The sequence below is a fragment of the Pseudomonas sp. MT3 genome, assembly GCF_054720805.1.
Genome location: NZ_JBTVPY010000002.1, coordinates 32,928 through 44,723, shown reverse-complemented (window position 1 = coordinate 44,723; position 11,796 = coordinate 32,928). Strand labels below are relative to the sequence as shown.

Annotated in this window: 10 protein-coding genes; 2 read left to right on the top strand and 8 right to left on the bottom strand. The window is 64.9% G+C overall.

Annotated elements, in window-relative coordinates:
* Window positions 1-61: 61 nt before the first annotated feature.
* From ACYCAX_RS02045 to ACYCAX_RS02010, 8 genes are all read right to left on the bottom strand, one after another.
* The gene (locus ACYCAX_RS02045) at window positions 62-1,984 is read right to left on the bottom strand and encodes a PrkA family serine protein kinase (RefSeq protein WP_015475261.1); all 1,923 of its coding nucleotides are present in this window, start codon (window positions 1,982-1,984) and stop codon (window positions 62-64) included.
* Between the two features lie 289 nt (window positions 1,985-2,273).
* Complete coding sequence (gene glpE, locus ACYCAX_RS02040) at window positions 2,274-2,603, bottom strand: thiosulfate sulfurtransferase GlpE (RefSeq protein WP_015475262.1); 330 nt, start codon at window positions 2,601-2,603, stop codon at window positions 2,274-2,276.
* A gap of 43 nt (window positions 2,604-2,646) precedes the next feature.
* On the bottom strand, window positions 2,647-3,471 hold the full coding sequence (locus ACYCAX_RS02035; protein WP_460247328.1) for a symmetrical bis(5'-nucleosyl)-tetraphosphatase: 825 nt from the start codon (window positions 3,469-3,471) through the stop codon (window positions 2,647-2,649).
* Complete coding sequence (gene apaG, locus ACYCAX_RS02030) at window positions 3,471-3,851, bottom strand: Co2+/Mg2+ efflux protein ApaG (RefSeq protein ID WP_015475264.1); 381 nt, start codon at window positions 3,849-3,851, stop codon at window positions 3,471-3,473. The genes ACYCAX_RS02035 and apaG overlap by 1 nt, the downstream gene beginning before the upstream one ends.
* Window positions 3,848-4,675 carry a 16S rRNA (adenine(1518)-N(6)/adenine(1519)-N(6))-dimethyltransferase RsmA gene (rsmA, locus tag ACYCAX_RS02025; RefSeq protein WP_015475265.1) on the bottom strand — a complete coding sequence of 276 codons (828 nt, stop codon included), beginning with the start codon at window positions 4,673-4,675 and terminating at the stop codon, window positions 3,848-3,850. Before rsmA ends, apaG begins: the two co-directional genes overlap by 4 nt.
* A gap of 116 nt (window positions 4,676-4,791) precedes the next feature.
* Window positions 4,792-5,793 carry a 4-hydroxythreonine-4-phosphate dehydrogenase PdxA gene (gene pdxA, locus ACYCAX_RS02020; RefSeq protein ID WP_294975683.1) on the bottom strand — a complete coding sequence of 334 codons (1,002 nt, stop codon included), beginning with the start codon at window positions 5,791-5,793 and terminating at the stop codon, window positions 4,792-4,794.
* Between the two features lie 129 nt (window positions 5,794-5,922).
* Window positions 5,923-7,215: a peptidylprolyl isomerase gene (locus ACYCAX_RS02015; RefSeq protein ID WP_086009538.1), complete on the bottom strand. Its 1,293-nt coding sequence runs from the start codon at window positions 7,213-7,215 to the stop codon at window positions 5,923-5,925.
* Window positions 7,196-9,973, bottom strand: coding sequence for an LPS-assembly protein LptD (locus ACYCAX_RS02010; protein ID WP_015475268.1), 2,778 nt, complete (start codon window positions 9,971-9,973; stop codon window positions 7,196-7,198). Before ACYCAX_RS02010 ends, ACYCAX_RS02015 begins: the two co-directional genes overlap by 20 nt.
* A gap of 129 nt (window positions 9,974-10,102) precedes the next feature.
* Between ACYCAX_RS02010 and ACYCAX_RS02005 the strand changes: the two genes are divergently transcribed.
* Window positions 10,103-11,125, top strand: coding sequence for an aminoglycoside phosphotransferase family protein (locus tag ACYCAX_RS02005; protein WP_460247327.1), 1,023 nt, complete (start codon window positions 10,103-10,105; stop codon window positions 11,123-11,125).
* Entirely contained in the window at window positions 11,122-11,796 is a 675-nt protein-coding gene (gene murU, locus ACYCAX_RS02000; RefSeq protein WP_460247326.1) for an N-acetylmuramate alpha-1-phosphate uridylyltransferase MurU, read from the top strand. Before ACYCAX_RS02005 ends, murU begins: the two co-directional genes overlap by 4 nt.

Genomic DNA, 11,796 nt, shown 5'->3' with positions numbered 1-11,796 from the left:
CGACCGCCACGGACCCGACGGCAACCGGCGCGGCGGAATATGCCGCCGCGCCGATGGCAGACTACTGCGACTTGCGAACGCGCAGATACCATTCCGACAGCAGGCGCACCTGCTTCTCGGTGTAACCGCGCTCGACCATGCGTTTGACGAAGTCGTTGTGCTTCTGCTGGTCCTCCTTGCTGGCCTTGGCGTTGAAGCTGATGACCGGAAGCAGGTCCTCGGTGTTGGAGAACATCTTCTTCTCGATCACCACGCGCAGCTTCTCGTACGACAGCCAACTGGGGTTCTTGCCGTTGTTGCCGGCACGGGCACGCAGCACGAAGTTGACGATTTCGTTGCGGAAATCCTTCGGGTTGCTGATGCCGGCGGGCTTCTCGATCTTCTCCAGTTCCTCGTTGAGGGCGGCGCGGTTGAGGATTTCGCCGGTTTCCGGGTCGCGGTATTCCTGGTCCTGGATCCAGAAGTCGGCGTACAGCACGTAGCGGTCGAAGATGTTCTGGCCGTATTCGCTGTAGGACTCCAGGTAGGCGGTCTGGATTTCCTTGCCGATGAACTCGACGTAGCGCGGCGCCAGGTACTCCTTCAGGAAGCGCAGGTAGCGCTCGCGGGTTTCCGGCGGGAACTGTTCCTGCTCGATCTGCTGTTCCAGCACATAGAGCAGGTGTACCGGGTTGGCCGCCACTTCATGGGGGTCGAAGTTGAACACCTTGGAGAGGATCTTGAAGGCGAAGCGGGTGGAAAGCCCGGCCATGCCCTCGTCCACACCGGCGGTGTCGCGGTACTCCTGGATCGACTTGGCCTTGGGATCGGTGTCCTTGAGGTTTTCGCCGTCGTAGACGCGCATCTTCGAGTAGATGTTGGAGTTTTCCGGCTCTTTCAGGCGCGACAGCACGGAGAATTGCGAGAGCATCTTCAGGGTGTCCGGCGCGCAGTGGGCGTGCGCCAGGGAGCTGTTGACCAGCAGCTTGTCGTAGATCTTGATCTCGTCGGAGACGCGCAGGCAGTAAGGCACCTTGACGATGTAGATGCGGTCGATGAAGGCCTCGTTGTTCTTGTTGTTGCGGAAGCTGTGCCACTCCGATTCGTTGGAGTGGGCGAGGATGATGCCGCTGTAGGGCAGCGAGCCCAGGCCTTCGGTGCTGTTGTAGTTGCCTTCCTGGGTCGCGGTGAGCAAGGGGTGCAGGACCTTGATCGGCGCCTTGAACATCTCGACGAATTCCATCAGGCCCTGGTTGGCCCGGCACAGCGCGCCCGAGTAGCTGTAGGCATCGGCGTCGTTCTGCGGGAATTCTTCCAGTTTGCGGATATCCACCTTGCCCACCAGCGCGGAGATGTCCTGGTTGTTCTCATCGCCCGGTTCGGTCTTGGCGATGGCGATCTGGTTGAGGATCGAGGGGTGCAGCTTGACCACGCGGAACTGGCTGATGTCGCCGCCGAATTCGTTGAGGCGCTTGGTCGCCCAGGGTGACATCACCGAGCGCAGGTAGCGCCGGGGAATGCCGTAGTCCTCTTCGAGGATGGCGCCGTCCTCATCCGGGTTGAACAGCCCCAGGGGCGACTCGAACACCGGTGAGCCCTTGATGGCGTAGAAGGGCACGTGCTCCATCAGCTGCTTGAGCTTTTCGGCCAGGGACGACTTGCCGCCGCCGACCGGGCCGAGGAGGTAAAGGATCTGCTTCTTCTCTTCCAGGCCCTGGGCCGCATGACGGAAGAAGGCGACGATCTGGTCGATGCACTCTTCCATGCCGTGGAAGTCGGCAAAGGCCGGGTAGCGGCGGATCACCTTGTTGGAGAAGATCCGCGACAGGCGCGAATCGACGGAGGTGTCGAGTAGTTCGGGCTCGCCGATGGCCATCAATATCCGTTCGGCAGCGGTGGCGTAGGCGGTCTTGTCCTGCTTGCAGAGATCCAGGTACTCCTGCAGGGAGTATTCCTCTTGGCGGGTCGCTTCGAAGCGTTCCTGGAAGTGACTGAAAATGCTCATGACGTCTCCTCGCTCGATGCATGGAGCCGGCGCGGGTTCGGTCGTGTGCGGGTGCGGTCGGGCCGCCAGTGATGCCGGCGAGAATCCCCCAGAACTCCAACGGAACCTGGCCTCTGCCCTGATCCGCCCCAAATGGTCACTGCCGATTACCCGGAAGCCGGTGTGCCGGCTCTCCCTGTTTTGGATGGCCTGAGGGAAAGGATAGTTCGTTCTCAGACCTGTAAAGGGCGAAAGCGCGAGAAGTTACAGATTTTTTGGAGGGGCTATTCCGCCTCTTTCGTAGGGGCTTTCAGTCAGAGCCGCCCGCGCTGGTATCCGCGGGATAGACGCTGCGCCACAGTTCGAAGCCGCCGTCGAGGCTGTAGACCTCGGAGAAACCCTGCTGGACGAAATAAGCCGCCGCGCTCTGGCTGGAATTGCCGTGGTAGCAGACCACGACCAGCGGTGCGTCCATGTCCGCCTCGCGGATGAAATCGGCCACCGAGTAGTTGTCGATGTGCCGCGAGCCGCTGATGTGGCCGAGGGCGAAACTCTGCGGGTCGCGGATGTCGACGACCTGGGCGCCGCCTTCGCGCAGTTGCTGGGCCAGGTCGGGGGCGATGCGCTTGAAGTCGCTCATGTGGGGTACCTCGCAAGGCGCGGAGCGCTTGGCCCCGCGGGAGTCAGGGATGTTCTTTGGCGCAGCTGCAGTGGATGCGCTCCAGGGTGTCGACGTTCAGCAGGGTCATGCTGCCGCCCCACACGCAACCGGTGTCCAGGGCGAACAGGCCGGGAACGTCGCACTGGCCTTCCAGCGCCGCCCAGTGGCCGAAGATGACCTTGCGTCCGGCGGCCTTGCGCTCGGCGTAGCTGAACCAGGGGGCGTAGCCGGGCGGCGCGGTGTCCAGGCCTTCCTTGGACTTCAGGTCGAGCTTGCCGTCGGGGGTGCAGAAGCGCATGCGCGTGAAGTAGTTGGTGATCACCCGCAGGCGCTCGATGCCGTGCAGCTTCTTGTCCCACTTGGCCGGCTCGTTGCCGTACATGCCGTCGAGGAACAGCGGCAGTTGTTCGTCGTCGCGCAGGACCGCTTCGACTTCGGCGGCGCGCTGCAGGGACTTCTCGATGGACCACTGCGGCGGGATGCCGGCGTGCACCAGGGCGATGTCGCGCGCGGCATCGTGGTAGACCAGTCGCTGTTGGCGCAGCCACTCGATCAGCTCGGCGCGGTCCGGAGCCTCGATGATCTCACGCAGGGTGTCGTTCTTCTTCAGGCGCTCGGTGTTGTAGGCCACGGCGATCAGGTGCAGATCGTGGTTGCCCAGTACGCAGACCAGGGACTCGCGGATGGCGTAGAGGTAGCGCAGGGTTTCCAGCGAGGCCGGGCCGCGGTTGACCAGGTCGCCGACCAGCCAGAGCTTGTCCTGCGTCGGGTCGAAGCGCACCTGTTCGAGCAGGCACTTGAGGGGTTCCAGGCAGCCTTGCAGATCGCCGACAGCATAGGTGGCCATCAGTGCAGGGCCCCCGGCACGGCCAGGCGGAACACCGGGATCTCGGCGTCGAAATGGTGGCCGTCGGTGGCGATCATCTGGTAGCTGCCGTGCATGCTGCCCACCTGCGTGGCCAGTACGGTGCCGCTGGTGTAGGTATGGCTGGCGCCCGGCTCGATCAGCGGTTTCTCGCCAACCACCCCGGCGCCGCGCACTTCCTGCACATGGCCGTTGCCGTCGGTGATGACCCAGTGGCGAGTGAGCAGCTTGGCGGCCTGTTCGCCCTGGTTGTGGATGGTCACGGTGTAGGCGAATACGTAGCGCTGCTGCTCCGGCTGGGACTGTTCCGGCAGGTGGCGGGTAGTGACGCTGACGGTGACGTTGTAGCGCGGATCGCTCATGCGGAGGGTCCTTGCTCGGCTTCCGGGTGGGTGTCGCTGTAGCGGTTGGCCAGGCTGACGAAGTCCGCGACGCTGAGCTGTTCGGGGCGCAGGGTCGGGTCAACGCCGGCGGCCTCGATGTCTTCGACGCTCATCAGGGTGCGCAGGGTGTTGCGCAGGGTCTTGCGGCGCTGGTTGAAGGCTTCGCGGACGATGCGTTCCAGCACGCGGTGATCCTTGGCCGGATGCGGCGGTTCGGCGTAGGGCACCAGGCGGACGATGGCCGACTCGACCTTGGGCGGCGGGTTGAACGCGCCGGGGCCGACGGTGAACAGGTAATCCACGCGGCAGAAGTACTGCACCATGATCGACAGGCGGCCCCAGTCGCCGTTGCCCGGCTCGGCGGCCAGGCGCTCCACCACTTCCTTCTGCAGCATGAAGTGCATGTCCTGGATCAGCGAGGCGTGGTCCAGGAGGTGGAAGATCAGCGGGGTGGAGATGTTGTAGGGCAGGTTGCCGACCACGCGCAGCTTGTCCTCGGGAGAGGCCATGAGGGTTGCGAAGTCGAACTTCATGGCGTCGCCCTGGTGCAGGCTGAAGTTGGGCTTGAGGCCGAAGCGCCATTTCAGTTGTGGGATCAGGTCCAGGTCCAGTTCGATCACGTCGAGCTTCGCGCCGCTGTCCACCAGGCCTTCGGTCAGGGCGCCCTGGCCCGGGCCGATTTCCAGCAGGTGCTGGCCTTCCTTGGCGGCGATGGCGCGCAGGATCTTGTGAATCACCCCGGCGTCATGCAGGAAGTTCTGCCCAAAGCGTTTACGGGCGCGGTGCTGGAAGAGTTCGGACATCGAAGGCTCCGGAGAGCAGCCGGGCGCAGGTGGCGGCCGGCTGGAGGCGGAAAAACCATCAGTTTACCAGCCCGGCGCGGCCAGCACGAAACGCTGGCCGAACGGGATGCCTGGGATCAGCGCGCGCCGGCGCCGACTTCGGCCATCTGGTAGGCGGTTTCCAGGGCGACCTGCAGGCTGCCGCTGTCGATCCGGCCGGTGCCGGCCAGATCCAGCGCGGTTCCGTGGTCCACCGAGGTGCGGATGATCGGCAGGCCCAGCGTCACGTTCACCGCCGCGCCGAAGCCCTTGTACTTGAGCACCGGCAGGCCCTGGTCGTGGTACATGGCCAGTACGGCGTCGCAGTGTTCCAGGTGCTTGGGGGTGAACAGGGTATCGGCCGGCAGTGGGCCGATCAGCTGTATGCCCTCGGTGCGCAGGCGCTCCAGGGTCGGCTCGATCACGTCGATTTCTTCGTGGCCGAGGTGGCCGCCTTCGCCCGCGTGGGGATTCAGGCCGCAGACCAGGATGCGCGGGTTGGCCAGGCCGAACTTGTCGCGCAGGTCGGCATGCAGGATACGGGTGACGCGCTCCAGGCGCTCCGGGGTGATGGCATCGGCGATCTGCCGCAGCGGCAGGTGGGTGGTTACCAGCGCGACGCGCAGGCCGCGGGTGGCGAGCATCATCACCACTTGGGCGGTGCGGGTGAGGTCGGCGAGGAATTCGGTGTGGCCGGAGAAGGCGATTCCGGCTTCGTTGATCACACCCTTGTGCACCGGCGCGGTGATCATTCCCGCGAAATGGCCGTCCAGGCAGCCCTGGCCGGCGCGGGTCAGGGTCTCCAGTACGTAGGCGGCGTTGGCCTGGTTCAGCTTGCCCGGCTCGACCGGCGCGGCCAGCGGTGTATCCCAGACATACAGGGTGCCGGCCGGGGCAGCGGCGCTGGGCCACTGGCCCGGACCGACGTCCTGCAGGTCGATGTTCAGCCCCAGCAGGGCGGCGCGCTGGGCCAGCAGTTCACGGCTGGCGACGGCGACCAGCGGGTGCGGTTGCGCTTCGCGGGCCAGCAGCAGGCAGAGGTCGGGGCCGATGCCGGCGGGCTCGCCGGGGGTGAGGGCGAAAAGGTGGGAGGTGCTCATCAGGGACTCTCGAATCAGGATTTGCGGCGGATGGGCCTACTCTACGACGAAGCCCTTCCTGATCGAAGCTTTCGGCGGGCAAAAAGAAACCCGGCCGAGGCCGGGTTTCTTTTGAGCGACTCGCGCCGCTTACTGCTTGATCTCGACGTAGGCTTCGTCGCGGATCTGCCGTAGCCAGGCCTGCAGCTCTTCGTCGTACTTGCGTGCGCGAAGGGTCTGGGCTGCCTGTTGTTCGCGGAACTTGTCGCTGCTGTCGGTGGCGCGACGGCCGAGGACTTCCAGCACGTGCCAGCCGAACGGCGAACGGAACGGCTTGGTGACCTGGCCTTGCGGCGCGTTGTTCATCACCTCGCGGAATTCCGGCACCAGCGATTCCGGGTCGACCCAGTTGAGGTCGCCGCCGTTGAGCTTGGAGCCCGGGTCTTCGGAGTACTTCTTCGCCAGATCGGCGAAGCTTTCGCCGGCCTGGATGCGTTCGTAGAGCTTCTCGGCCAGGCGCTGGGTGTCTTCTTCGCTGCGGATCTCGCTGGGCTTGAGCAGGATGTGGCGGACGTGGACTTCGTCACGCAGCATCTTGCTGCCGCCGCGCTTCTCTTCCAGCTTGAGGATGATGTAGCCGCCCGGGGTGCGGACCGGCTCGGTCACGTCGCCCACGGCCAGGCTGCCGATCATGCTGTCGAACGGGGAGGGCAACTGGGCGGCCTTGCGCCAGCCGATCTCGCCGCCTTCCAGGGCGTTGTCGCCCGCCGAGCGGGACACCGCCAACTGACCGAAGTCCGCGCCCTGCTTGAGCTGCTGGTACAGCTCGGTGGCCTGGCGTCCGGCGGCCTGCACGGTTTCCGGCGAGGCGCCATCGGGGACCGGGATCAGGATGTTGGCCAGGCGGTACTCTTCGGAGAGCTGGATCTTGCCCATGTCGGAGGCGAGGAAGTTCTGCACTTCCTGCTCGCTGACCTGAATGCGCTCGGCGACGCGGCGCTGGCGCACGCGGCTGATGACCATCTCGCGACGCACCTGCTCGCGGGCGTCGTCATAGGACAGGCCGTCGCGGGAAAGCGCGGCGCGGAACTGATCCAGGCTCATGTTGTTGCGCTGGGCGATGGTGCCCATAGCCTGGTTCAGTTCTTCATCGGTGATGCGGATGCCGGAGCGGTCGCCGATCTGCAACTGGATGTTCTCGATGATCAGGCGCTCGAGCACCTGCTGGGTGAGAACATGTTCCGGCGGCAGCGGCGCACCGCGCTTCTGGATGGTTGCACGAACTTCGCGCAGGCGCTGGTCGAGCTGGCTCTGCATCACCACGTCGCTGTCGACGATGGCGACCACACGGTCCAGCGGAACGACTTCGGCGTGAGCGATGGAGCTTACCAACAGTGCGCCCAGCATCAGCGGGCGCAGGGCCTTACATAGCATTGTCTTCACGTTGACGATAACCCTGGATACCTTGGTCGAGGAAGCCTTCCACCTGGTTGCCAACCACGCCGCCAAGGCCTTTCAAGATGATTTGCAGGAATACACCGCGGTCGGCCTTGGACGTCGAGGTCACATAGTCCTCGTCGTCGTAGTCGACCCAGTAGCGATTGATCAGGCGCAGTTTCCAGCAGCAGCTGTCGTACTCGAAGCCACCAAAGGCTTCCAGCGTACGGCTCTGGTTGTAGTCGAACTGCCAGCGGCCGATGGCGGCCCACTGGGGCACGACAGGCCAGATGAACGAGAAGTCATGCTGGTCGATCTTGTACTCGTCGCTGCCGTACTCGAAGGTGCCGCGTGATGGATTGAAGCGCTTGCTGTCCGCGCGGTAGCGGTAGCCGACGTTCAGCACTTTGCGCGGATCGTCTTCGGGCTGGTAGTGGAACATCAGGTTGCCGTTGTCGGTGTGGTGCCTGTCCGCATTCCAGTTGAAGTCCGAGCTCGCATACCAGTCGTGGTTGAAGCGGTACCGGCCGGTCAGGGCGTACGGCGAGCGCCAGGTGTCGGCGTCCGGGTTGCTCGCGCCACTGACCGCCAGGTCGTCCTCGGTCAGGCCCGGCAGTTGCACGCGGCGGTCGCTGAAGTAGTAGATCTGGCCGGCGGCGATATAGGCACGCTCGAAGCCGTCGTCCTCGATGAAGCGCGAGCCCAGGCCCAGGGACAACTGGTTGGCGTCGCCGATGCGGTCCTTGCCGGTGAAGCGGTTCTCACGCCACAGCGAGTCGTAGCTGAAGGTGAACTCGCCGGTGTCGAAGGTCGGCAGGTTGTCCTGGTTCTTGTACGGCACGTACAGGTACATCGCGCGCGGTTCCAGCGTCTGGCGGAACTTGGTGCCGCCGAAGGTGGTGTCGCGGTCGAAGTACAGGCCGGAGTCCAGCTTGGCCAGGGTCAGCGAGCGATCCGGGCTGCTGTCGTAGTTGAGCCAAGGCTGGTTCTGCGTGATGTATTGCTGACCCTTGCCGTCCAGGTCCAGGTCGTATTTGGTATAGAGACCCTTGACGGTCGGGGTCATGAAGCCCCAGCTGCGGTTCATCGGCAGGCTGATGCCGGGTTCGGCATGGAAGCGGTCGCCGGTCGCTCGTGCCAGACCGCGGATATTGGTGTCCGGGCGTGGGTACAGCGTCGGGTTGTCGACGTCAATGCGGTAGTAGCCTTCATCCAGGTCGCGGTCGAAGCGAACCAGTTCGGTGCCATAGGTGAAGTTCAGCCCGCCCGGATTGAACGGTAGTTGGCCATTCAGGGTGAGCTGCGGCAGGCGGTCGTATGGCGTCACGTCGGTTACGGTCGCCAACTGGTAGGCCTGGGCGTTCAGGCGCGCGGTGTAATTGTCACCGCGGTAGGTCAGCGAGCCCTGCTGGTTTACAAACGTCGGCGTGCCGATGCCCAGCGATGTGTCCAGGTCCTGGAAGTAGTACGGGTCGCTGATGCGGGTGTAGTCCACCTGCGCCATCAGGCGCGAATCCAGGCCGCTGACGTTTTTCCAGCCGTACAGCCAACGGGTGTCGGTGTACTGCGGGAAGTCCTCGCGGTCGTCGTTCTTGTCGTTCAGGTAGGCCGCGTTGAACTGGCCTTCGCTGGTGTGGGTCAGGTAGCGGAACTCGCCTTCCATCAGCAGGCCGCGCTTGACCATGTAGCGCGGGTACAAGGTGGCGTCGTAGTTCGGCGCCAGGTTGAAGTAGTACGGCGTGGTCAGGGTGAAGCCGGTATCGGTGGAGCTGGCGAACGACGGCGGCAGGAAGCCGGACTGACGACGGTTGTCGATCGGGAAATAGATGTACGGGGTGTAGAACACCGGAATGTCCTTCACCCGCAGGGTCGCGTTGGTCGCGGTGCCGAAGCCGGTGGCCGGGTTCAGCTTGATGTTGTTGCCCTTGAGGACCCAGGCGTTGCTGCTGGGTTCGCAGCGGGTGTAGGTACCGTCCTTGAGCTGGATGATCGCGTCTTCCTGGCGCTTGGCGTACAGCGCGCTGCCGCGTACCTGGGCCTGGTGCATGACGTACTCGGCGTTGTCGATCTTCGCCGCGCCGTTGTCCAGTTGCAGCTCGGCGTGGTCGCCGACGATCAGCGCGCCGTTGTCGCGCAGCTTGACGTTGCCGGCCAGCTCGCCGCGGTTCTCGGCCTGGTGCAGGTTGGCTTCGTCCGCCTCGACCTGCATGCTGCCTTGGCGCAGGACCACATTACCCGCGAGGGTCGCGACCTGTTTTTCCTGCTCGTAGCGCGACACCTTGGCCGAAACGTAGGTCGGGGCCTCGTCGTTCGGCGTCTTGTCGTTCATGCCCGGACGCACCGGCTCGATGTATTCGCCGCTGCAGTACGGCCCCATCTCCGCCAACTGGGCGGCGGTCAGCTTCTCGCGCGGAACCCAGTCGAGGTGGCTGTAATCGTTGCTGCGCGACTTGAGGCCGCGGCCGCCGGACTCGGTGACCAGTTGCTTGGGCTCTTCAGCGGCGCTGGCAGCGCCGCCGGAGGCATCGCCGCTGGCGGCCGTGGCGCCGGCGCCAGAGCTCACGGCAGTGGCACTGTGCTGCGGGCGCGGAATGCTGGTGGCGCTCTCCTGCGGTGCACAGTTCCAGGCACCGGAGGCGGAGGGTTGGCAGGCGAACTGCTGACCGGGTGCCGCGGTCACAGAGGCGAGCGGCTGGATAGCCAGCAGGCCACCGGTCACCAGTAAGGGGAATTTTCTACGGAACACGGGGAAATTCACTGCCATCTTGTTAATCCGGGCTTCCTGCAAGCCATCGGCCCAGTGAGGACCGCGAGCCTCTCGATGGGCTCAAAAAGATGCTGGATAATAAAGCATGACCCGCGCAACGGCTAGGGCCGTGGAGAACCCATAAAGATGTCACAGGATGCCCGTTACCAGCAGATGATCGGCTGGTTGGACTTGAGTTTGCCCGCTGTGTTCAATGCCGAAGGTTGGGGCCCGGTGCCCGAAGCGAGCCTGACGCCGGCCAGCAGCGATGCCAGTTTCCGTCGGTATTTCCGCTGGCAGGGCGATGGCCGCAGCCTGATCGTGATGGATGCGCCTCCGCCCCAGGAAGATTGCCGTCCCTTCGTCAAGGTCGCCGGTTTGCTGGCCGAGGCCGGCGTGCACGTACCGCAGATTCTCGCCGAGGATGTCGAGCAGGGTTTCCTGCTGCTCAGCGATCTCGGCCGTCAGACCTACCTCGACGTGCTCAACCCGCAGAACGCCGAGGAACTGTTCGAGCCGGCGCTCGACGCGCTGGTGGCCTTCCAGCAGGTGGACGTCGCCGCACGCCTGCCGGCCTATGACGAGGCCTTGCTGCGCCGCGAGCTGCAGCTGTTCCCCGACTGGTACCTGCAGAGTCACCTGGGCGTGACCCTGGAGGGCGAGCAACTTGCCCGTTGGGAACGCACCTGCGACCTGCTGGTGCAAAGCGCGCTGGAGCAACCGCGCGTGTTCGTGCACCGTGACTACATGCCGCGCAACCTGATGCTCAGCGAGCCGAACCCCGGCATCCTGGATTTCCAGGACGCGGTCTACGGCCCGGTGACCTACGACGTGACCTGCCTATATAAGGACGCCTTCCTCAGTTGGCCGGAACCGCGCGTGCACGACGGCCTGTCGCGCTACTGGCGCAAGGCGCAGGCCGCCGGCATTGCGCTGCCGGAGCGCTTCGAGGACTTCCTGCGCGCCAGCGACCTGATGGGCGTGCAGCGCCACCTCAAGGTGATCGGCATCTTCGCCCGCATCTGCCACCGTGACGGCAAGCCGCGCTACCTGGGCGACGTGCCGCGCTTCTTCCGTTACCTGGAGAACGTCATTGCGCGCCGGCCCGAGCTGGCCGACCTCGCCGCGCTGCTGGCCAGCCTGCCCAACGACGAGGCGCATCCCGCATGAAGGCCATGATTCTTGCGGCGGGCAAGGGCGAACGCCTGCGCCCGCTGACCCTGCACACACCCAAGCCGCTGGTGCGCGCCGGTGGCGTGCCGCTGATCGAGTACCAACTGCTGGCGCTTCGTCGCGCAGGTTTCGATCAATTGGTGATCAACCACGCCTGGCTTGGTCAGCAGATCGAGGATTACCTGGGCGATGGCGCGCGGTTCGACGTGCGCATCCGTTATTCGCCCGAAGGCGAGCCGCTGGAAACCGGTGGCGGCATCTTCAAGGCGCTGCCACTGCTGGGGGAGGGAGCCTTCGTCATCGCCAATGGCGACATCTGGACCGACTTCGATTACGCGGGCCTGCACGGCGCGCTGGCCGAGGGCGATCTGGCGCATCTGGTGCTGGTGGACAATCCCGGTCACCACACCCGTGGTGACTTCTGCCTGCGGGACGGCCGCGTGAGCGACTCCCGCGAAGGCGAGTCGAGTCTGACCTACAGCGGCATCGCCGTCCTGCGCCCGGCACTGTTCCACGGCTGCGAGCCCGGCGCCTTCAAGCTGGCGCCGCTGCTGCGCCAGGCGATGGAAGCCGGTCGCGTGAGCGGCGTGCAGCATCGTGGCCGGTGGGTCGATGTCGGCACCCACGAGCGCCTGGCCGACGTCGAACGCCAGTTGGCGGAGGGCTGA

Excerpts from the sequence above, each read along its gene's own strand:
- ACYCAX_RS02005 (WP_460247327.1), top strand. The coding sequence starts at position 10,103 with ATGTCACAGGATGCCCGTTACCAGCAGATGATCGGCTGGTTGGACTTG.
- apaG (WP_015475264.1), bottom strand. The coding sequence starts at position 3,851 with ATGAGCGATCCGCGCTACAACGTCACCGTCAGCGTCACTACCCGCCAC.
- ACYCAX_RS02035 (WP_460247328.1), bottom strand. The coding sequence starts at position 3,471 with ATGGCCACCTATGCTGTCGGCGATCTGCAAGGCTGCCTGGAACCCCTC.
- ACYCAX_RS02010 (WP_015475268.1), bottom strand. The coding sequence starts at position 9,973 with ATGGCAGTGAATTTCCCCGTGTTCCGTAGAAAATTCCCCTTACTGGTG.
- ACYCAX_RS02045 (WP_015475261.1), bottom strand. The coding sequence starts at position 1,984 with ATGAGCATTTTCAGTCACTTCCAGGAACGCTTCGAAGCGACCCGCCAA.
- rsmA (WP_015475265.1), bottom strand. The coding sequence starts at position 4,675 with ATGTCCGAACTCTTCCAGCACCGCGCCCGTAAACGCTTTGGGCAGAAC.
- pdxA (WP_294975683.1), bottom strand. The coding sequence starts at position 5,793 with ATGAGCACCTCCCACCTTTTCGCCCTCACCCCCGGCGAGCCCGCCGGC.
- murU (WP_460247326.1), top strand. The coding sequence starts at position 11,122 with ATGAAGGCCATGATTCTTGCGGCGGGCAAGGGCGAACGCCTGCGCCCG.
- glpE (WP_015475262.1), bottom strand. The coding sequence starts at position 2,603 with ATGAGCGACTTCAAGCGCATCGCCCCCGACCTGGCCCAGCAACTGCGC.